General features: G+C 68.4%; 21 protein-coding genes and 5 pseudogenes. 8 read left to right on the top strand and 18 right to left on the bottom strand.

Going from position 1 to position 18602, the window contains the following annotated elements:
• Positions 1-268: 268 nt before the first annotated feature.
• From ABZ656_RS38575 to ABZ656_RS38520, 12 genes and pseudogenes are all read right to left on the bottom strand, one after another.
• A pseudogene (locus tag ABZ656_RS38575) lies at positions 269-1996 on the bottom strand (thiamine pyrophosphate-dependent enzyme).
• Between the two features lie 653 nt (positions 1997-2649).
• Positions 2650-2901 (bottom strand): CDGSH iron-sulfur domain-containing protein, encoded by a 252-nt coding sequence (locus tag ABZ656_RS38570; protein WP_101406653.1) that lies wholly within the window; start codon positions 2899-2901, stop codon positions 2650-2652.
• Positions 2882-3535, bottom strand: coding sequence for a HemK2/MTQ2 family protein methyltransferase (locus tag ABZ656_RS38565; RefSeq protein WP_360274548.1), 654 nt, complete (start codon positions 3533-3535; stop codon positions 2882-2884). Before ABZ656_RS38565 ends, ABZ656_RS38570 begins: the two co-directional genes overlap by 20 nt.
• A gap of 61 nt (positions 3536-3596) precedes the next feature.
• Positions 3597-4586: an iron-containing redox enzyme family protein gene (locus ABZ656_RS38560; RefSeq protein WP_101406651.1), complete on the bottom strand. Its 990-nt coding sequence runs from the start codon at positions 4584-4586 to the stop codon at positions 3597-3599.
• A gap of 100 nt (positions 4587-4686) precedes the next feature.
• Entirely contained in the window at positions 4687-5097 is a 411-nt protein-coding gene (locus ABZ656_RS38555) for a gas vesicle protein K (protein ID WP_101406650.1), read from the bottom strand.
• Complete coding sequence (locus ABZ656_RS38550; RefSeq protein WP_360274546.1) at positions 5087-5329, bottom strand: gas vesicle protein; 243 nt, start codon at positions 5327-5329, stop codon at positions 5087-5089. Before ABZ656_RS38550 ends, ABZ656_RS38555 begins: the two co-directional genes overlap by 11 nt.
• Positions 5326-6153 carry a GvpL/GvpF family gas vesicle protein gene (locus tag ABZ656_RS38545; protein WP_101406648.1) on the bottom strand — a complete coding sequence of 276 codons (828 nt, stop codon included), beginning with the start codon at positions 6151-6153 and terminating at the stop codon, positions 5326-5328. Before ABZ656_RS38545 ends, ABZ656_RS38550 begins: the two co-directional genes overlap by 4 nt.
• The gene (locus tag ABZ656_RS38540) at positions 6146-6553 is read right to left on the bottom strand and encodes a gas vesicle protein (protein WP_360274543.1); all 408 of its coding nucleotides are present in this window, start codon (positions 6551-6553) and stop codon (positions 6146-6148) included. The genes ABZ656_RS38545 and ABZ656_RS38540 overlap by 8 nt, the downstream gene beginning before the upstream one ends.
• A gap of 39 nt (positions 6554-6592) precedes the next feature.
• Entirely contained in the window at positions 6593-6835 is a 243-nt protein-coding gene (locus ABZ656_RS38535) for a gas vesicle protein GvpG (protein WP_168498659.1), read from the bottom strand.
• A 10-nt stretch (positions 6836-6845) separates the two neighbouring features.
• Entirely contained in the window at positions 6846-7559 is a 714-nt protein-coding gene (locus ABZ656_RS38530) for a GvpL/GvpF family gas vesicle protein (RefSeq protein ID WP_360274539.1), read from the bottom strand.
• 27 nt (positions 7560-7586) lie between these two features.
• Positions 7587-8057, bottom strand: coding sequence for a gas vesicle structural protein GvpA (locus tag ABZ656_RS38525; RefSeq protein ID WP_360274536.1), 471 nt, complete (start codon positions 8055-8057; stop codon positions 7587-7589).
• A gap of 28 nt (positions 8058-8085) precedes the next feature.
• Positions 8086-8436 (bottom strand): gas vesicle protein, encoded by a 351-nt coding sequence (locus tag ABZ656_RS38520; protein ID WP_095857675.1) that lies wholly within the window; start codon positions 8434-8436, stop codon positions 8086-8088.
• Positions 8437-8715: 279 nt separating this feature from the next.
• Between ABZ656_RS38520 and ABZ656_RS38515 the strand changes: the two genes are divergently transcribed.
• Entirely contained in the window at positions 8716-9648 is a 933-nt protein-coding gene (locus ABZ656_RS38515) for a histone protein (protein ID WP_360274532.1), read from the top strand.
• A gap of 3 nt (positions 9649-9651) precedes the next feature.
• Entirely contained in the window at positions 9652-10635 is a 984-nt protein-coding gene (locus tag ABZ656_RS38510; protein ID WP_101406643.1) for an SRPBCC family protein, read from the top strand.
• 1124 nt (positions 10636-11759) lie between these two features.
• Here ABZ656_RS38510 and ABZ656_RS38505 read toward each other — a convergent pair.
• From ABZ656_RS38505 to ABZ656_RS38485, 5 genes are all read right to left on the bottom strand, one after another.
• Positions 11760-12377 (bottom strand): alkaline shock response membrane anchor protein AmaP, encoded by a 618-nt coding sequence (locus tag ABZ656_RS38505; protein WP_101406641.1) that lies wholly within the window; start codon positions 12375-12377, stop codon positions 11760-11762.
• Between the two features lie 27 nt (positions 12378-12404).
• Positions 12405-13115 carry a DUF6286 domain-containing protein gene (locus ABZ656_RS38500; protein ID WP_360274528.1) on the bottom strand — a complete coding sequence of 237 codons (711 nt, stop codon included), beginning with the start codon at positions 13113-13115 and terminating at the stop codon, positions 12405-12407.
• A 52-nt stretch (positions 13116-13167) separates the two neighbouring features.
• Entirely contained in the window at positions 13168-13581 is a 414-nt protein-coding gene (locus ABZ656_RS38495; protein WP_360274525.1) for an Asp23/Gls24 family envelope stress response protein, read from the bottom strand.
• Positions 13578-13748: a hypothetical protein gene (locus ABZ656_RS38490; RefSeq protein ID WP_180362421.1), complete on the bottom strand. Its 171-nt coding sequence runs from the start codon at positions 13746-13748 to the stop codon at positions 13578-13580. Before ABZ656_RS38490 ends, ABZ656_RS38495 begins: the two co-directional genes overlap by 4 nt.
• A 79-nt stretch (positions 13749-13827) precedes the next feature.
• Complete coding sequence (locus ABZ656_RS38485) at positions 13828-14310, bottom strand: Asp23/Gls24 family envelope stress response protein (protein ID WP_360274576.1); 483 nt, start codon at positions 14308-14310, stop codon at positions 13828-13830.
• Positions 14311-14466: 156 nt separating this feature from the next.
• Here ABZ656_RS38485 and ABZ656_RS38480 point away from each other — a divergent pair, with 156 nt between their 5' ends.
• From ABZ656_RS38480 to ABZ656_RS38470, 3 genes and pseudogenes are all read left to right on the top strand, one after another.
• Positions 14467-15045 (top strand): RNA polymerase sigma factor, encoded by a 579-nt coding sequence (locus tag ABZ656_RS38480; protein ID WP_360274522.1) that lies wholly within the window; start codon positions 14467-14469, stop codon positions 15043-15045.
• 522 nt (positions 15046-15567) lie between these two features.
• Entirely contained in the window at positions 15568-15702 is a 135-nt protein-coding gene (locus ABZ656_RS38475; protein ID WP_360274519.1) for a hypothetical protein, read from the top strand.
• Positions 15703-15944: 242 nt separating this feature from the next.
• A pseudogene (locus tag ABZ656_RS38470) lies at positions 15945-16499 on the top strand (HAD family hydrolase); the annotation flags it as partial.
• Positions 16500-16860: 361 nt separating this feature from the next.
• On the opposite strand, the pseudogene ABZ656_RS38465 reads toward ABZ656_RS38470, so the two are convergent.
• Positions 16861-17103: pseudogene (locus ABZ656_RS38465) on the bottom strand (DUF5133 domain-containing protein); the annotation flags it as partial.
• Positions 17104-17262: 159 nt separating this feature from the next.
• Between ABZ656_RS38465 and ABZ656_RS38460 the strand changes: the two are divergent.
• The 3 genes and pseudogenes from ABZ656_RS38460 to ABZ656_RS38450 all read left to right on the top strand — a co-directional run.
• Positions 17263-17580, top strand: a pseudogene (locus tag ABZ656_RS38460) (transposase); the annotation flags it as partial.
• Between the two features lie 190 nt (positions 17581-17770).
• The gene (locus ABZ656_RS38455) at positions 17771-17944 is read left to right on the top strand and encodes a CsbD family protein (protein WP_101406639.1); all 174 of its coding nucleotides are present in this window, start codon (positions 17771-17773) and stop codon (positions 17942-17944) included.
• 320 nt (positions 17945-18264) lie between these two features.
• Positions 18265-18602: pseudogene (locus ABZ656_RS38450) on the top strand (VOC family protein); the annotation flags it as partial.

Genomic DNA, 18602 nt, shown 5'->3' with positions numbered 1-18602 from the left:
AGCATTTGTTCGCGTACTTCGTCCAGGTCTCCGCGGTGGACAGGCAGGCCCTGTTGCGCTGCGCCTCGCGGCGCTCATCCGGCCCCGGTGGCGACCCGTGACCCCGCGGGGGTACGCCGGGCACGGGCGGCGTCAGTGGACGTACCCCGGGGCAGCGGTCGGGCGGACACCTGCGTCGAGCTGAGCATCAGGTGACGGCTTGTCAACCGGGGCGCTGCCGGGGGGCCAGACACCGAAGCTCCCGGTGGCAACACGCTGATGCTTCCGGTCAGCCTTCGTGGCTCGGGAGAATCTCCTTGACCTTGGCGATCGCGAAGCCCCATCCCTGTGCCACGGTCGGCTTGCCCGGCACGGCCACCTCCTCGGGGTTGGTCAGCACGTCCAGCAGGACCGGCCCAGGGGTGCCGAGGGCCCGGCGCGCGCTGTCGTGGAGATCGGCCGGGTCGGTGACGCGGATGCCGGTGACGCCGAGCGCGGTGGCGACCGCGGTGAAGTCGGGGTTGTCGAGTTCCGTACCGAATTCAGGCAGGCCGGCCTGCTCCTGTTCGAGCTTGACCGTTCCCAGACGGCGGTTGTCGAAGACCACCAGCTTCACCGGCAGTTGGTACGTCTTGATCGTCATGAGGTCGCCGAGCAGCATGCTCGGGCCGCCGTCGCCGCAGAAGGCGAGGGTCTGGCGATCGGGCGCCCAGAGCAGGGCCCCGAGGGCCTGGGGCATGGCATTGGCCATGGAGCCGAGGTTGTACGAGCCGATCAGGCGCCTGCTGCCGCGCATGGTGACGAAGCGCGACAGCCAGACGGTGGCCTTTCCGGTGTCGGAGGTGAAGACGGCGTCCTCGGCGCCGTAGGCGTCCACCGCGGCGGCCAGCGCCTCGGGGCGGATCTCGTGGTCGCGGTTGTCCAGAGCGGCCCGTAGCTTCCCGGCCCAGCGGCGCTCGTGACTCGGATCGGCCAGGCGCTGCTGCCCTTCCTGCCAGCGGGTGAACCGTTCCCGCGCGCCGTCCGGGTGGACGCGGTCCGGGGCCGCCTTCAGCAGCGGGAGCAGGCCCCGTAGCGTCGCACCGACGTCACCCGCCAGACCCACATCCACGGGAACCCGACGGCCCAAGTGCTCCCCACGGGTGTCGACCTGGACGACCTTGCACCCCTTCGGGTACCAGTCCCGGTACGGGAAGTCAGTACCCGGCATCAGGAGCGCGTCGCCGCTGTCGAGCGCGTGGGAAGCGGCGGGGTTGCCTATCAGACCCGTCTGCCCCACCTGGAAGTCGTTGTCCCCCTCGAACACCTCCTTCGCCTTGAGGGTGAGCACCATCGGCGCGGCGAGCACTTCGGCGGTCCGAAGGACCTCGGCGCGGGCGGCGTGCGCTCCGCGGCCGACGAGCAGGGTGACGCGGGCGGCGGTGTTCAGGAGTTCGGCGGCCGCTGTGAGCGCCGGGTCGTCCGGGCGGGTGACGGGGCGGTCGAGGGCGAAGCGAGCGGGCTGGTCGTCGCTCAGCTTTCGGTCACCCAGGTCCCCGGGCACGGTGAGCACCGCCACTCCGCCTTGACTGACGGCCGTACGTACGGCGGACTCCAGCAGCCGCGGCATCTGGTCGGGGGAGGAGACGGTGGCACGGTAGACGGCCACGTCACGGAAGAGCAGGTCGTTGTCGACTTCCTGGAAGTAGTCGTTGCCGACCTCGGCGAGGGGAACCTGACCGCAGATCGCGATGGCGGGGGTACGGCTCTTGGCCGCGTCGTACAGCCCGTTGAGAAGGTGCACGGAGCCGGGTCCCACCGTTCCCATGCACACCCCGAGGGTTCCCGAGAGCTGGGACTGAGCTCCGGCGTCGAAGGCCGCGGCTTCCTAGTGCCGGCAGTCGACCCAGTTCAGGTCGTCAGTGGTGCGGATCGCGTCCGTCAGTGGGTTCAAGGCGTCTCCGACCACTCCGAAGACATGCTGGACGCCCAGGTCCTTGAGTGCGTCGACGATCACGCGGGCGACGGTTCGTGCCACGGGAGTGCCCTTCGGTCCGGTGCGGCCCTCGGAATGAGTGCCGGGTTCAGCACATGGTGCGTGTGTCCCGAAGTCCGGCGGTCAATCCGCTCGCGCGCAACGCTCAGGCGCTACCGGTGTCCTAGCAGGTAGAGAGGCCGTTGAAGCCCGAGGAGTCCGGAAGGTCGCCCCGCGCCGTCGGGACGGCGGGCACTGCTCGGAGCCGGGCAGTGCTTTGTCCGGGCAGGTGTTGCCGGTGGGCGTCGTCACCGGCCTTCTCAAACTGCTTGAACAGCTTCTCCACCGTCTTGTGGTCCAGGCTTCAGCCTGGGGGTGAAGCGCATCCGTGCACGCACTGCGGCACGGTCCACGACCGGGAGACCACAACGCCGCCCGCCGCGCAGCCACAGCCGGCAGTGAACGGGAGCGCAGCGGCTCGGACCAGGCAGCCGTGCCCTCGGTGCCACGCCGCACGGGAAGGCGCCGGTCCTCGCCGCGTGGTTCAGCGTGCGTGTCTTGCTGAGCACGGTCGCCGGGCCGTCTCTGCGTGTGCCGGACGCTGCGAGCCGACTTTTATGCAGGGCTGAACCCCTGGTTCCCCCGCATCGATTACGGCGACGTCGACGGTGAGGTCGGCGTCCATGGGCAGGTGGAGGGGGAAGCGTCAGCCCGGATCAGGGATTGAGTTCGGTTGTCGCCTCGGTCCCTGGAGTGTCCGTTTGATTCGGCCTGACGGACTTTCGATGACTGGTGTCGCACCACGGGTAGGTGCGGCTGCGGCGGCAGGTGCACAGGGCTACGCAGAATCGGTCGGACGACACGGTGGTGCCGTCGTCCAGGGTGACTTCGACCGGGCCTTCAACGAGCAGGGGCCCTGCGCGCTGAGCGACGATGCGGCGGCGTCGTTCAGGTGAGTCGTTCGGCACGGATGATCACCAGCTCTTCCTTCTCGTCATCGCCTCCCAGCAGGCCGCGGCTTCGCAGCCAGCTGATTCGGGAGCGAAGGATGGGCCCGACCGCGATGTAGCGGTGTTCCACGACGTCTGCGTTCAGGCCTTCAGCCCGCAACAGCCTCAGCGTCTCTTCCACGCCGTTGAGGGCGGACTGGACAAGGAGTAGGACTCCGCCGGGCCGGAGTAGCGCGGGTGCGTCCCGGCATATGCGGTCCAGCAGAAGACGGCCGTCATGGCCCGCGTCCCAGGACCGGGCCGCACCGCGGCGGGGGCAGTCGGCGTCGGGTGAGGGTACGTACGGCGGGTTGGACAGGACGAGATCGAAAGATCGGCCTGACACCGGAGCCAGCAGGTTGCCGCGCATGACGCGCAGCGGAAGTCGCGCCAGCGCCGCGTTGACTTTGGCGTTGAGAACCGCCCGCCAGGAGATGTCGACGGCTGTGACCTCTCCGCCCAGCCGTACGGCGGCCAAAGCGACAGCTCCTGTACCCGTGCCGACGTCGAGGACATGAGCCTGCGGGGGGAGGCGTTCCTGACGCAGGGATTGCACGAGCAGATCGGTGTCGTCCTGTGGAGCGTAGACGCCGGGAAGAGCAAGGGGAGTCATGGGAGTTTCATCTCCGGTTCTCGGGGGCGTCGGAGAACCTGTTCGGGGCCGGGCCGGCTGGTCAGACGGGCGTACGCAGCGATGACTCGCCTGCCCGCCACGCGCCGAGGAGTCGTTCGGCAAGTCGGTCCTCGACGTAGTTGGTGGCGTCCACGCCGAACGCGACGTCGCCGTCCAGGTGGGGTTCTTCTTCGAGTAGGCCCGCGACGACTTCCCGGCGCACGACCTGCTCATGTACGGCGTCGGCCTCGACGTGCTCGTCGTAGAAGTGCTCGGCGGCCGGTCCCGCGCCGGTGCGCCGCATGGCCTGAGCGAGCCGCCGTGAACCGGGCGACGAGGTGATCTCGACGGTGGCGAAGTGGCCTACCAATGCACCTCTCAGGGCGCGGTGCAGTCCGAAGAGGGACATCAGGTTCACGACGGCCAGTGCCTCGGCGCCGGCAGAGTCGAGATAGCGCCCGTAGGTGGTGTCCAGGCCGAGGTCGGCCATGAGGGCGGCGAACAGCCGCGCGTGCACACGGTCCGCCCGGCCGCTGCCGAACTCGTCGAACTCCACGGCTGCCATTCCGGCCTTCGCCCGGCCCCACAGGCGGGGCAGCACCCAGGCGTGCGGATCGGCCTCCTTGAGGTGGTACAGCGACCGCTGTGCGGCGTATTCGCGTAGCTGCCACAGCTCCCCGTGGTCTTGGAGATAGTGGGTGACCCCGGTGCCGTCCATGGGCTCGACGAGCAGTTCGTCCAGCGCCTCGGAGGCGCGTTCATGCCGTGTCGCCTGGTGGCGCAGGGCCTTGAGGAAGGGGCGCTCCAGGGCTGCCCGGGCCTTGAGCAGGTCGGGGTCCCATTCACGGGCGGCGTCCACGTCGGCGAAACCCCGGTAGTGCAGCTCGTAACAGAGATACAGGCCGAGCTGCCAGTCCTCGCCGAAAGGGGATACCTCTGCACTCGCCCTGTCGTCGGGAGGCGGCCCTGTGCATCTCAAGTACTCAGCAACCGCCGTCGAAATTGGGCCCCGGCTCGGCGGCAATGGCGGTTCTTTCGACCAGAAATCCATGCGTACGGAGTACCCGTGATCCAGAACGTCTCACATGGCCGCTCTTCTTCGCGGCTGGGCCGAGGGCACTCGCTCTCACTGCTGCCGCGTTGCCGGGGATTCAGTCGGAGGGCGGCAGCAGTGTGCCCAGCGGCCCGAGGTCGAGGTTGAGGTCCTCCATGGTCAGTCCGTACTGGGCGCACAGATCGCTCATGCGGTCGTGGAGGAGCATGAGTGTAGCTCCCAGGCGTTCTTCCTGTTCGTCGGTGAGGTCGCCTTGGTCGACGCGGTGCAGGGCCTGTCGTTCCATGAGCTGGCGCAGCAGTTCCACGAGAGTGAGGACGAGTCTCATGAGGTCCCGTTCGACGGTGTCGCGGTCGGAGCTGATCCGCCGGGCCGGGGAATGTGAGCCCTTGCCGGCCGGCGGGTCCAGGTCGCGTGGGGCGGCGGGCAGCAGCCGGAAGGCGCGTGCGGCGGCCTCGGCGACCTCGTCGGCGCGGTTCGGCGGCCGTCTCTCTCCCTCAGCTGTCATGGTCGCCGCCTCGCAGCGGATTCGTCCTCGTCCATGGCGAGGGGTTCTGCTCACTGATGGAAACGATCAGGGCACGCAGTGAGATACGTACTAGATCGATGTCCGCGATGGACAGCACAACGTCACCGGTGAGGACGACCCCACCGCTCAGAAGTCGGTCCAACAGATCGATGAGAGCGACCTGCCGCTGAGGCAGGCGCTCCGCCTCGGACGGAGGGCCAGGCGTGATCACGGGGGTGCTTCCTCTGTAGCTGCAGCACCGCCGGATTCATCGAGTGGCATGGCGAAGGAGTACGGAGCCCAGGGGCCGGTGGCCTCGACCCGCACCCCGTCCAGCCCGTCAGCGGCATGTGCCACGTCGGCCAGGAAACCGTCGCAATGCTTCAGGGGCACGAGGTACGCGTCATTGACGACGTTCTCGCCGACGGCGCCGGCCGCGTCGGCGAGAAGACCCTGCTGTACGCGATGCCGGACACGGTCGGAGGCGTGCTTGCGGCCCGCGGCCTCCACCCGCTCGGCGGCCTTCTGCGCCGCCTGGTACACGGTGTCGCGAACACTTTGTTGTTGCCGGCGGTTACGCAGGTAGGCGCGCCCGGGGGTCAGGTCTGCCGCGGGAACAGTCGGCGCCGCGAGGGCCGCAGACGATTCGACGTAGATCTTGACACCCCATTCGACATGTTCGGAGAGGCGAGTCAGGCGCTCCGCGAACACGGTCCGCCCGGCTTCCAGCACCTCCCGCGCCCGGTTGTCGTCGAGATAGACGGTTGCCAGGCGCAGCGGAAGGACGGTGGTGCGCTCGCCCAAGGCCTCGATGACGCCGTCGTGGGCACGGGCCACCGACTCCAGCCACTCGAGGTCCTCGAGATGCTGCTTGAGAGCGTCCTCCTGGAAGTCCTGTCCGGGCACGTGGCTCACCACGAGCCCCAGCTGATCGTCACCGGAGCCGGTGACGAGGCTGACCGGGGTGCCGGCGACGCCCCGGAGCGGCGTGGTTGCGTCCCGCAGTCCCTCGGCGTCGCGTACCACCGCATACGCGTATGTCAGCAGGTCACTCATCGGGTGCACTTCCCCGGCGACGGCTGCCTGTGTCCCGGGGCGCTTCCTCCTTTGCGGGGAGGGCGTTGCCCTGGCGGATGGCATCGATCTCGGCCCGCAACCGGCGGTTCTCCTCGGCCAGTGACTGTTCACCCCTGCTCCGAGAGGACAGCGAAGGGTCGTGCTCCCACCAGTCGATGCCCATTTCCTTCGCTTTGTCGACGGAGGCGACCAGGAGACGCAGTTTTATGGTCAACAGCTCTATGTCGAGAAGGTTGATCTGTATGTCGCCTGCGATGACGATGCCCTTGTCGAGTACCCGTTCAAGGATGTCGGCGAGATTCGCGGAGGAACCCTGCCCGTAGGGGGGCGCTGCTCGGGACGGATAGGAACCAAGCCTGTTGGCCAGGGGTTCAGTCACGGTTGCGGCCTCGTATTCCCTCGTGCCGGATCAGGAGTGTCAGCCCTGCCGATAGGCGCGGATCTCCTCCAGCCGGTCGAGCAGTTCGTCCTCGCGCTGGTCGAATGTCTCCTCGTCGATGTCGCCTGCGACGAGGAGACGTTCGAGTTCGGCGAGTTCGCGGTGCACCGGCGCGGGGTCGTAGTACTGGTTCTCGGCTTCCTCCCGGACGCGTTCCACTACCCATACGACACCGCGCACGGGTGCCAGGGGAAGGGTGACGAGCTGTGTGAGCAGGCCCATGAGAATTCCTTCAGACGAAGCTGTAGGGGGGCAGGGGGCCGTTGAGCCGGAAGTCGAAGTCGTCGCCCATCTGGTGGGCGACGCTCAACTCCGAGGTGAGGAACGTCTCTTCCCGGTCCTCGGTCACCAGGAACGACACGTTGAGAAAGTCCGAACCCGTCGGCTGGGATGTGTCGAGCGTCCGGGCGAAGGGGCGCAGTGCTTCGACCACGCCCGCCGCCAGCGCCTCTTGCCGGGCCTGCACCTCTTGGGCGACCAGCTCGCCGAGTCGCAGCGATGCGTCGGGGTCGGCGGTGCCGCCGCGGATCTCTTCATTGAGTTCTCGCGCCACGTCCGACTCTCGCAGGATCTGCCGCAGCAGCGCGTCTTCGTCCTGCGACGCTTTGAGGTGGTACTCGGTACACCCCTCCAGTACCTGAAGTCTGTCCGTATAGTCCGCGGCATTCTGCTCCAGAGCCAGCTGGACGGCTTCGTCGTTCTCGGCGATGAGGCCGAACCGCATGGGGAGCACAGTGCCGTCAGCCATGAGGCGCTTCTGCACTTCCTGGTGGGCGATGATGTCGCGGCGTTTCGGGCGTAGATCCTCTGGTGCGTCGCTGACCACAGCGCACAGCGGTCCCGCCGTCACTGCTCGCAAGGCCGCCGGTGACTCACCGACTCCGCTGAGACCGTCGAGGCGGAGCGGGTGCTGCTTGCCGGTGATGGAGTAGATGTATACGGCCATGGCTCTTTCCTTCTCGCCGGGCGAGCCTTATGCGCGCTCACGTCGGGAGGTGCGCCGAGCCGGCCGCCGTCGCCTCTCCACGGGTTCCTTTTCCCTGCCCTCGTCTTCTTCCGCGGCCTCCTCCTCTTCGTCGTCACGGCCGGTGATCCCCTTGAGGGAATCGGTGACCGCTTCCGCCGCACCGGAGAGGGCCCCCTTGGATTTACCCTTGGCTCCGCTCTCCACCGTGTCTCCGACGATGTCGGTCAACTGGGTGGGCGCCTTTCTCCCGGTCTCGAGGTCGAGACGGTTGCATGCCTCGGCGAAGCGCAGATAGGTGTCGACGCTGGCCACTACGATGCGGGCGTCGATCTTGAGGATTTCGATTCCCACCAGTGACACGCGGACGAAGACATCGATGACAAGCCCGCGATCCAGAATGAGTTCCAAGACGTCGTAGAGGCTGGTGCCGCCGCCACCGCGCGCGACACCGCCTCCACTCTGTGGCACCACCGTCATGGTGCCTCCCTTCATGGCCGTTGCGGCCTCAGCCCAGCCGGTCGATCTGGCCGCGGCTGTAGCGGCGCGTTCTTCGGTACTCCACCAGGTCGCCTTCGTCGTCCAGCGTTACTCGGTAGGTAGCCATCACACTCGTGGTTTCGGGGACGCGTTCCAGTTCGAGTACCTCCACGTCGGCCTCCCAACCGGCCTCGGTGGATTTCAGTGCCGAGACGGACTCGGGAGCCCGCCCGAGCAACTCCTGAAGTTGTTCGACTGCGGAACGAATGGCCCAGGCTGCGTTGCCCTTGCCGGAGCGTCGCCGGGGGCCACCTGTGGTCCCCCGGTCCGTGCTGCGGCCACTGCTGCTGGATCGCCGCCGGGGTTCTGCTGCGGCCATGGTCTCTCCGGTGGTCGGAGCGCGCGCCATACTCCACGCGCGAACACTATAATTCCATCATATAGGGGTACATATGGTCGGGCATGGATGGCTTTGAGTGAACCTGCCCGGTGGGGTCACGACCTGCCCCGGTGGGGCCGCATGGCGTGTCCGGGGTGCTCTCAGCGGGCCGAGAGACGCGTCGTGTGCGATCCGCTTCTGTCTCAATCACTGTTTGGGCAGGGGATGTTGGCCTGTATTCGAGTGTGTTCACCTCCCCTTTCCGAAGGGAACCGGCTCATGAACGACACGACCAAGATCGGCCTCGCCGCCGCGGTCGCAGCTGGCTATGTGCTCGGACGTACGAAGAAAGCCCGTTTCGCCTTCGGGCTGGCGACCTATCTCGCAGGTCGCCGATTCGGGCTCGATCCGCAGCAGTTGTTGACGACCGGCCTGCAGAAACTCGGTGACGTTCCTGGAGTCGCCGAGCTGAACGAGCAGGTGCGCGGCGAGCTGCTGGACGCCGGACGCAAAGCCCTGGCCGCCACCGCCGACCGGCGTCTCGCCGACCTCGCCGACTCTCTCCACGAGCGCACGCTGCGCATCGGTGAGGAGAAGGACGAGGAGGAAGAGGGCGAGGAAGAGCTGGAGGAGGGCGAGGAGCGCTACGAAGACGAGGAGGAACCGGAGGAGGAAGAGGACGAGGAAGAGCCTGAGGGGGAATTCGAAGAAGAAGAGGAGGAAGAACAACCAGAGGAAGAGGAGCCGGAGGCGGAAGCAGAGGAAGAGGAAGAAGAGGAAGAAGAACCGGGGGAGGAAGAGCCAGAGGAAGAGGCTGAGGAGGAACCGCCGCGGCGTCGTCGCCGCCCCGTAGCGGGAAAGAAGCACGCGGCCACACCCTCTCCCCGTAGGGCGGCCGCCAAGAAAGCCGCTCCCGCGAGGAAGAGGACTCCTGCGAGGAGGACTCCCGAGAGGAAGGCTCCCGCGAAGAAGACCGCGGCGCAGAGGCGCCCGGCCAAGAAGTCGGCGGCGCAGAGGCCCCCGGCCAAGAAGACTGCCGCCAAGAAGTCGGCGCCGGCGAAGAGGGCCGCGAAGAAGTCTCCGCCCCCTGCCAAGAAGGCGGCTGCGAAGAGGGCACCGGCGAAGAGCGCGTCCGCGAAGAAGGCCCCGTCCAAGAAGGCGGCCCCCGCGAAGAAGGCGACTGCCAAGAAGACTCCCGCGCGGCGGAGGTAGGTCATGGCCGACAAAGAGCGTGACTCCGGCCGGGGAGAGGGCTCCGGCCTCGAAATGTTGCGTGACGAACTGACCGACTTCCTCGGTGCCCAGGTCGAACATCTCGTCGACAAGGCCGGGGAAAAGTTGGGGGACGTCACCGACCAACTCCTTGACACGGCCGAGAACGGCGGATCTCTTCTCGGCATCGGCGGACGCGTCCTCCAGGGTGATTCCCCCTTGAAGGCGTTCGTCGGCGAGAAGGCCAAGGGCCTCAAAGACAATGTGATGGACAAGGTCAAGAACGTCTTCGGCGGGGGGCGCGGAGGCAAGTCCGGCAGTACCAAGGTGATGAACATCATTGAAGTACTGGACGTGGGTGTGCCGATCCGCGTGGCGTACAACTACTGGACCCAGTACGAGGAGTTCAGCGATTTCACCAAAGGTGTACGGAGTGTGTCCCGGAACGACGAGACCGCCAGTGACTGGAAGGTGAAGGTCGGTCCCTCGACTCGCGGTTGGAAGGCGACGGTTCAGGAACAGGTGCCGGACGAGCGAATCGTGTGGAGCTCCGAGGGTGCGAAGGGCACTACTCACGGCTGTGTCAGTTTCCACGAACTCACGCCTGACCTGACGCGGATCGTGCTTGTCGTCGAGTACTACCCCTCGGGCTTCTTCGAGAAGACGGGCAACCTGTGGCGTGTTCAAGGACGCCGTTTGCGGCTGGACTTCAAGAACTTCCAGCGCTACGTCACGTTCGCCGACGAGGAAGTCGAGGGCTGGCGCGGAGAGATCCGCGACGGCGAGGTAGTTCGCAGCCATGAGGAAGCACTGGAAGAGGAGGAAGCCGCAGGGGAGGACGAGGAGCAGGAGGAGTACGACGAAGAGGCGCCCGACGAAGAGACGCCCGACGAAGAGGCGCCCGATGAAGAAGAGGAAGAAGAGGAGTACGACGAAGAGGGACCAGAGGACGAGTACGCCGAGGAGGAAGAGGAGGACGAGGGCTGACGCGGCCCGAGCCGAGTGATTCCCGTCGGCTGTCCTGCCCCGAGATGCGGCTCGTTCGGCTGTCCTGCCCCGAGATGCGGCTCGTCCACAAGCACAGGGCCTGCGGCGACTTATGGACCCCCTCGTACGTCTGACCTCGTACGTCTGACCGCGACCGGCGCCGCCGGTACTGAGACCCAGGGCGGTCAGGACATCGAAACACTCTTCGTCGCAGTGCCCGCTGGCCGTGCGTGGCCAGCGGGCACTGTCGTTGACGAACCTCGCACCGGCGCCGGCGGCGCTGCACCGATGGCGCCGACGCTGGCGAAGCCATCAGCGGACGCTGGCGAAGCCATCAGGCGGGCGCGGGCGCGGTCCTTGAACCATTTCGCGATCACGTGTGTCCGGCGCGGTATCGACGCCGATGCCGCCAGACCCCGAAGGTGCGGATCAGCCGTACGCCCGCGGTCAGTGCCCGCTCCGCTTACGACGGTGGCCCGCCGCCCTTTCCGTCATCTCATGTGCCTTGGCGCGCAACTGTTCCCCACGACCGGCCCGCTGCTTTGACGAGTCCCCCAGGGCCTTGCCGAGAGTCTCCTTCATCTTGCCCGTGATCTGGTGCACCTTCGCATTCGCGTTTGCCTTGGCCATCAGAATCGCCGTCCTCTCGAAGACGCTGGGAAACGCGGCCTGTCCACCACCTACACATCTTTGTTCACCGTGCGCCTGCCTGCCGGGCCCGGCAACTGGGCGACCGCCAGAAGCCGAGGGGAGCGGCGAGGCGGTCAGGCATCGGAACGCGGGCGGTGATCCGTCTCTGAGGCAGGCCAGAGGAAGGCCCGATCCAGGGCACCACCTTCGTGGTCCGCCCTGGCCGCCTCCCGCTGATCCGGATGGAGAACACAGTTCAGGACATCACCGGCCGCGTGGGCACCGTACTGAAGGACATGCTCGACTGCCTCCAACAGGCCCTGAAGCAAACGGAGTTCTCGGAATCCCGGCTGCACCGCTTCGTCGTTGACGCCGGACACGAACTCCGTACGCCACCCACCTCCGTCCAGGGTTCGCCCGGCCGGCCGGCGTCGCCCCGGCCGCACACCACCGGGAGGCCGATGAACAGGGCGCCAGGTGATGGGTCTCCTGCCTTACTGCGCGCGGTGCGGTTTGTGGTGGGCGACTTGTAGGCGGACCTCGGTGTGCATGCGGGGTGAGGTGGGGGAGCCGGTGGACCGGCGTGCGGTACGGAGCGGGCCTTCGAACAGAGTGTCGAGGACGGCGCCGGGTGCACTGTGGGGGGTGAGGGCGAGCATGATGTGGGTGCGGGGACGGGCAGCCCGGCCGGTGATGCGTACGGCCGCATGCTCAACCCCTGGAAGGGCACCGGCTTCGGCGGCGATCGCGTCGCTGAGTGCGTGGTCGCGCAGTTCGACGCCTCGCTGCGGGGGTGTGCCGCCGACGGGCAGTGCTCCGGGGTGGCGTCGTCGCAGTTGAGCGAGCAGCCACCACAGGGCGAGCAGGGCGACGAGGGCGAGGGCGGCGACGACCGCGGGCCACCACCACCAGCCCTGACCGCTCCAGTGGGCCCGGTCGGCGGAGCCGAGCAGGACGTCGTGCGGGGTGGTCAGGGGCCAGCCGACGGGCGGGACCAGATCGTGTCGCCGGTAGACGTCGAGCCCGGCGAACAGGATCAGCAGACCTCCGCCGAGCAGCACCAGTCCGGCGAGGGCCAGCAGACTCCGGTTGAGTACGATTCGCGGCGTCATGGTGTGGGCTCCGGTGGTGGGGGGCGCTCAGCCGGTGTGTTGCCGCACCCGTACGACGATGCGGGGAGGGCGGGCGAGGGCGAGCCGGTCGCGCTCCTCGTCGAGGACGGCGGTGAGGTCGTCCTTCACCTGCTGGGGGTCGCGGAAGCGGATGTCCGCGCGGGCCTTGACGCGGTGGCGGCGCACCCGGACACGAGCCGTACTGACTCCCGGGACCCGCATGGCGGCGTCGCGCAGCAGGTCGGCGGCGCCGTCGCGGTCCAGGCAGGCCCGCAGTCCGGGCGCGGGGGAGCGCAGGGGCAGCCAGTGGCGTAGGCCGGGGGTGAGGGCCAGGACGATCAACCAAATGCCGAGCGCGGCGGCCACGGCGGCCCCTGTGAGCACCCACACGTCGTCCACGGGGCGGGTGGCCAATTCGTCGGCCAGGTGCCGTCGCCAGGCTGCCGCAGGGTGTCCCGCCCGTACGGCGACGACGTCGAACAGCGCCGCGACCGCCGCCACGAGAATCACCGAGGCGACCAGCGCGGCCGGAATTCGGCGCGCGGACCACGGGCGGTGGGTCCGGTGCCCTCTGTCGTGCTGGCCCGCCACCGAGTGCGGCGGAAGCGGCACGTCGTGTTCGGGTGGACCGGACTCCACCGGCTCCCTCGACCCCTCGGGGCCCTTCGTCAGCGGCACCGTGGCACTACGCCCGGACGGGGCGGAGTTGCGCGCGGGAGGGTCCGGGTCGGGTGTCATTCCGGTCCTCCTTCCTGGGCGGTGTGCCGTGGGACCCGGGCTGCCGGGCGGCTCACAGGACCCGTCCCCGGTTCGCGTCGGCGGCGGCTACCAGCCGGCGGATGGTGAGGGTGACCTCTCCCACCTCCAAGCCGGTCAGCTGAGTCACCCGTTCGGCGACGTCCTGCTGGATCCGCTCGCAGACGTGGGGGATGTCGGTGGGATAGGGCAGGTCCATGGCCAGGTGCAGGCGCACCGATCCGGTACGGACGGTGGCGCGGGCGCTGGGTGCCGCCGGTGCGCTCCGGTCGGGCGGTATTGCGGCGCGCCGGGACTGGGCCGCGCGTGCGGCCCTGGCGGCGATACGGGCGACCACCCTGTCCGGGATGACGGTGGCGCCCCGCTCGGCCGGAGGCGGCAGGTCTGAGGATCGCCCCGGCGGGCCGGGCCCTTCGCCAGGGGCGCGGGAACCGGGCAGGGTACTCACCGCTGCCTCCGCGCATGGAGGTCGAGGTCGCCCTGCACGACGAGGCCGACGACCAGCCCCGCCGCACCCAGAACCAGAACCAGCAGGAATGCCCAGAAGCCGCCGAAGTATCCGGCGAAGCCCAAGGTCATGCCGGTCGCGAGGCCCGTTGTCGCTGCGTTCATCATGCACTCACCCGTCTCGCGAGCGTGATCACCGAGTGATCACCGCTCATGCTCAGGGCATGGGCGTGGTCACGGCGGTCGATCACCTCACGCGGCCCTCGTCCGCTTCGGTCTCTTCCTCCTCGTCGGGGAGGTGGACGTCGTCGACGGCGATGTTCACCTCGACGACCTCCAGGCCCGTCATCCGCTCGACGGCGCTGATCACATTGGTGCGTACGACCCCGGCGACATCGACGATGGAGACGCCGTACTCGACGACAACGTCCAAGTCCACCGCGGCCTGGCGCTCGCCGACCTCGACCTTCACCCCGCGCGTGACGCCTCCTCCGCCGCCGGGCACGCGTTCCCGCATGGCGCCGAAGGCGCGGGCCATCCCCGCTCCCAGGCTGTGGATGCCTGGTACCTCGCGTGTGGCCATGCCCGCGATCTTGGCCACCACGCCGTTCGCGATGGTGGTCTTCCCTCGTGTCTCGGCCGGAGCTCCGGCCCCGGTACGGCCCTTCAGCGCGCTCACGCCCGTGTCGGGCCGGCTGCCCCCGCCGACGCTGGTGATGTTGTCCGTCATGGCGGTCGCCTCGATGGGTCGGTGTGACATCTGCGTGGTGCCTCTCGAGAGGTTGGACACCCGGGGCGGCGTATCTCTCACAGACGTGGGATGTGATGTGCATCACATGGGCGGGGTAGGGGTACACGCTCTTTCCGAGCCCCCTGCGAGAGCGTCATGATTCAACGTACTGCTTCCCCACGGCTGGGATGCGACCTGCCGGACGGACTGCTTGCCGTGCGGGCGGCCGAGGGAGACGAAAATTCCTTTGCCCTTCTCGTCCAGCGGCACAACCGGTCCCTCCTGGCCCTGGCCCGTGGCATCCTCGGCAACCCCCAGGACGCCGAGGAGGCCGTTCAGGACGCCTTCGTCAGCGCCTGGCGGCGTCTACCGGAGTACCGTCACAATGCTGAGTTCCGCACCTGGATGTACCGGATCACCATCAACCGCTGCTTGACCATGCGACGGCGGCGCCGGCCGCCGCCCCTCCCCCTGGACACCGTCGCCGAACCCGCGACGGGCGACGCGAGGAGCCAGCCCGCCCGGACCGCGGAGCAGGACGCGGCCACCGCGGCCCTGTCCCGCGCGCTCGCCGGACTGGACGCCGACCAGCGCATCTGCTGGATCCTGCGTGAACTGCAGGGCCTGCCCTACAACGACATCGCCCACGTGACACAGACGAGTGAGCAGACGGTGCGCGGCAGACTGTTCAGAGCACGCCGATCCCTGCAGGAGGCGATGGGCCCATGGCGCTAGACGACCCGCACCCCCGGCCTTCCGAATCGCCCCGCGCCGACGGGCCCCGCGCCAGCCCAACCGTCGCCGACCCGCCCCCGTTCGCGGGTGATGAGGTACTGCCCTGCGGCCGCCTGCTCAGCCGGGTCCGGGAACAGGCGCAGGACCTCGCGCCGGCCGCGGACGCGCACACGGTGTCCTGTCCACGGTCGGCGAGTACCTACAGGCCGGGAGGATCTTCCGTACGCAGCGCCTGGGCAGCCGCGTTCACCGTGGCCAGTCCCCTCGGCGGCCTCGCGGCAGTGTGAACGTCGTCAGGGCAGAGATCCGGCTCGGACGGCTGCTGCCCCTGGCCGACCCCGACCGGGAGCTGCGGATCGCCGAGAGCGCTGACGCGAAGGTACTGCGGCAGGCCGCCGACACGGTCCCCGGTGTGAGGGCCGCGACCTGCCGACTTGTACCCGCGGACGAGGGTACCGACGTGCCGGTGACCATGACCGTGGCCGCTGCCTCGACCGCCCGCTGCCCGACCGGGTTGATCAGGTGCGCCGATCGGTCCTCGACTCGGCCGGACAGGACCTGGGGCTGGCCGTGACGGCCGTCGACATCACCGTGGTCGACGTACTGGAGCCGTGGCCACCGTTGAGCCCCGGCCACCCCACGGGCGGGGGCGCATGATGACCGCCACCGGCACAACCATGCTCCTCGGCGTCGCGGCCGAGGCAGCCCTCGCGGTTCCCGGTGTGGCCGGCCCGCAACCCCGCCTGGCCCACTGCCTCGCGGCAGCCGCCGCGCCCACCCGGACGGACACCGCGCCGCGCCGCATGCCGCCCGAGGCGGGTATCCGCGCCGACCGGGCGCCGGACGGTTCGGGATGGCGCATCGAGGTGCGCTGTGTCCTGGCCGAGGGCCACCGAGCCCGGGCCGTGGGCCTCAGCGGCGGTGACCTGATCGACCACCTGCTCGGCGACGACCGCGACTCTGACGGCGACGAGCAGCTCACCGCGGCCCACCAGGCCCTCTACGCGACGTACTTCGAACGGCTGCGATCACTGGACTCGGCGGCCGACCTGCTGCACGCTCTGGCCGCGTGAGGCTGGGAGATCGTACTGGCCACCTCGGCGGCCGGCGCGGAGCTCGCCGCGCTTCGACGTGCCATCGACGCGGACGACGTCATCCTCGGGTCAGCCAGCGCGGACGACGTCGCCGACGGCAAACCCGCCCCCGACCCCGTCGAACAGGCCAGGGGACTCGACGGCGTACCGAGAGGACGAGCCGTGTTCGTCGGCGACACCGTCTGGGACATGAAAGCCGCCATACGGGACGGCGTGGTCCCCGTAGCGGTACTGTCCGGCGGGATCCCGCGTGCAGACCTGGAGGCAGCTGGTGCTCGGGCGGTGTACCGAGACCCCGCCGACCTCCTGGAACGCTTGGATACCAGCGTCTTCGCCGACCTGGCGGTCAGGCAGAGCTGATGGGTGTGCCGTACGGCGACCGCTGAGACGGCGCATGTGCGACTGGGCTACCTCGGACTGGGGCTGAAATGGTCAGGCCCGCGCGTTCCTGGCCCTGAGGGCTGTGGGCCTGCCGACGGCAAGGGCGCGCAGGGCGAGCGAAGGTGCCGACCGAGCTGGGGCCCTTGAGAACTCCCAACCGCCTTCGCTGGCCCAGGTTGGATGTGGACCAGAGTTCCCCTTCAGAACACGGTGGTCGCGCGAGGGTTGGTAGCAGACCATGGCTGTCGAACGTCAACCGATTCCCCGTCGAGTCAGTCCTCCCGTAGATGCAGGGCAAGCCGGGCGCTGCCGTTGCCCCTCCGCAGGCACGAGGTCGGCCGGCAGTGAGTAAGGAGTCGTCCTGAGGACGTGCGCCGGGCAGTTGGTGCCGGGCGGCGACGAGAGCGACATGGACGTCCCGGGTGCCGGTCGACACGCACAGCGTGCAGGCGACGTCTGCCATCCGCTGCCGTACGGCGGGGCTGCCGTTCTCGGCGTGCAGCGTGTGCGCCGCTCGGTGGCGTTCTTGGGCAGTGGGCGGGGCGGTCTTCGGCTGGAGTGGTGGGTGCGGTCGCCCTTCCATGCCTTCCACGATCGTGGGAAAGCGCGGTATGAGGTTGGGCCGCTCGGTCCGCTGATCCAGTGGACGAAAGGGAGAGGTGCCATGTCGATGCCCACGCCAGGCTCGTCGATGCCATTGGTGCGGTCGTGCACGGTTCATCTTGGCAACGATGCCGCACCCGCGTTTCCCCGCGAGACCTACCGGAAGATCTGGTCGAACAATCTGCAGGAGCGGCTGAACAAGACAATCCGCAGGAGCGGCTGAACATGGAGAGCGGCGGCGTACTTACGTGGTCGGCATCTTTCCCGACCGCACCGCCTTGATCCGCCTGGTCGGCGCGTGCCGACCGAGCAGAACGACGCATGGACCGAGGCTCGCCGCTGCATGGGACTCGACCTGCTGACCAAGGCCCGCCTCCACCCGATCGAGTCAGAAACCGACGAGACCGCCCGGCCCACCGAACTCACCGCATGGCCTCAAAATGAGATCACCGAGTAGCCGTCAATACACCACTCCCGCGGACGTGACCCCCTCATCTCGCTCTTGATCTGTTTCGCACTGGCATTTCTTGGTTCTGCCGCATTTCGCGGACACGGCTTCGCGACCGCTTTGCGGACCGGTTGCGGAGCCGTCGTGCACAGCGCATGGTTTAAGCACCAATTCGAGCCTCATTGGAGGGCAACGGGTCATGAGCAAGGCGAAGGCAAAGGCCAAACAGGTCAAAGGAAAGATGAAAGAGACCACTGGCAAGGCCATGGACGACGAGGGCATGCAGGCCGAGGGCCGTGGTGAGGAGATCGTCGGTAAGGCGCAGGAGACCGCGGAAAAGGCGTCGGACCGTGTGAAGAGGACCGGCCGGTAGGACTGCTCGCTCCGGCGACGCATTCGACGGGATGCACCGAGCCGAGCGAACGCCGAGAACGAACATCTCGTCGGTCGGCATCACCTGCATTCTGGCTGCGTGAGCCGAATCGAGGCGGTCGGGACAGCGCCGACCGCCTCGGTCTGTTGCGCGCCATGGCAGGCACCTCGACTCGTCTGGCCCCGGTCGCTGCGCGGTGCGCGCGGAACAGCGATTGCCGCGCGTTCGAAGGGGCACCCGGCATTTGGGCGACCACCGAGCCCGGGGTCGATCCACGCCCCATGATGACAGTGGTGTCAGGCACGTCAGGCGGTACGACGATGAAGAGCGACGCAGCAGTGCACGGTCAGGCCACCGCCAGTCACTCGGTGTTCGGAGCACCCTGCTGGGCGAGTCTGACCACGCGCGATCTGCAGACGGCGGAGGACTTCTACCGTGCTGTGCTGGGCTGGGAGTGGCGCACGAGCAGCACGATGGGCGACCAGTACCGGGTCGCGAGCGTGCAGCGGGTTCCGGTCGCAGGGATCTCGTTGGTGCACTTCGGGGTCAACACGACCGTCGCGTGGACCCCGTACTTCGCGGTGGCGAGTGCGGACGAGACGGTCTCCCGCAGCCAGGAGCGTGGGGGTACGACCGCGGTGGGACCGCTGTCGTTCCC

This window comes from Streptomyces sp. NPDC007095 (assembly GCF_040634475.1).
GTDB lineage: Bacteria > Actinomycetota > Actinomycetes > Streptomycetales > Streptomycetaceae > Streptomyces.
This window is presented reverse-complemented; position numbering and strand designations above follow the sequence as displayed.

Bases quoted from the DNA above. Each gene is read 5' to 3' on its own strand.
- ABZ656_RS38510 (WP_101406643.1), top strand. From the start codon at position 9,652: ATGGCCGACAAAGAGCGTGACTCCGGCCGGGGAGAGGGCTCCGGCCTC.
- ABZ656_RS38515 (WP_360274532.1), top strand. From the start codon at position 8,716: ATGAACGACACGACCAAGATCGGCCTCGCCGCCGCGGTCGCAGCTGGC.
- ABZ656_RS38505 (WP_101406641.1), bottom strand. From the start codon at position 12,377: ATGACGCCGCGAATCGTACTCAACCGGAGTCTGCTGGCCCTCGCCGGA.
- ABZ656_RS38525 (WP_360274536.1), bottom strand. From the start codon at position 8,057: ATGACGGTGGTGCCACAGAGTGGAGGCGGTGTCGCGCGCGGTGGCGGC.
- ABZ656_RS38535 (WP_168498659.1), bottom strand. From the start codon at position 6,835: ATGGGCCTGCTCACACAGCTCGTCACCCTTCCCCTGGCACCCGTGCGC.
- ABZ656_RS38480 (WP_360274522.1), top strand. From the start codon at position 14,467: ATGATTCAACGTACTGCTTCCCCACGGCTGGGATGCGACCTGCCGGAC.
- ABZ656_RS38555 (WP_101406650.1), bottom strand. From the start codon at position 5,097: ATGACAGCTGAGGGAGAGAGACGGCCGCCGAACCGCGCCGACGAGGTC.
- ABZ656_RS38490 (WP_180362421.1), bottom strand. From the start codon at position 13,748: ATGATGAACGCAGCGACAACGGGCCTCGCGACCGGCATGACCTTGGGC.
- ABZ656_RS38500 (WP_360274528.1), bottom strand. From the start codon at position 13,115: ATGACACCCGACCCGGACCCTCCCGCGCGCAACTCCGCCCCGTCCGGG.
- ABZ656_RS38565 (WP_360274548.1), bottom strand. From the start codon at position 3,535: ATGACTCCCCTTGCTCTTCCCGGCGTCTACGCTCCACAGGACGACACC.
- ABZ656_RS38485 (WP_360274576.1), bottom strand. From the start codon at position 14,310: ATGACGGACAACATCACCAGCGTCGGCGGGGGCAGCCGGCCCGACACG.
- ABZ656_RS38520 (WP_095857675.1), bottom strand. From the start codon at position 8,436: ATGGCCGCAGCAGAACCCCGGCGGCGATCCAGCAGCAGTGGCCGCAGC.
- ABZ656_RS38560 (WP_101406651.1), bottom strand. From the start codon at position 4,586: ATGGATTTCTGGTCGAAAGAACCGCCATTGCCGCCGAGCCGGGGCCCA.
- ABZ656_RS38530 (WP_360274539.1), bottom strand. From the start codon at position 7,559: ATGGCCGTATACATCTACTCCATCACCGGCAAGCAGCACCCGCTCCGC.
- ABZ656_RS38545 (WP_101406648.1), bottom strand. From the start codon at position 6,153: ATGAGTGACCTGCTGACATACGCGTATGCGGTGGTACGCGACGCCGAG.
- ABZ656_RS38455 (WP_101406639.1), top strand. From the start codon at position 17,771: ATGAGCAAGGCGAAGGCAAAGGCCAAACAGGTCAAAGGAAAGATGAAA.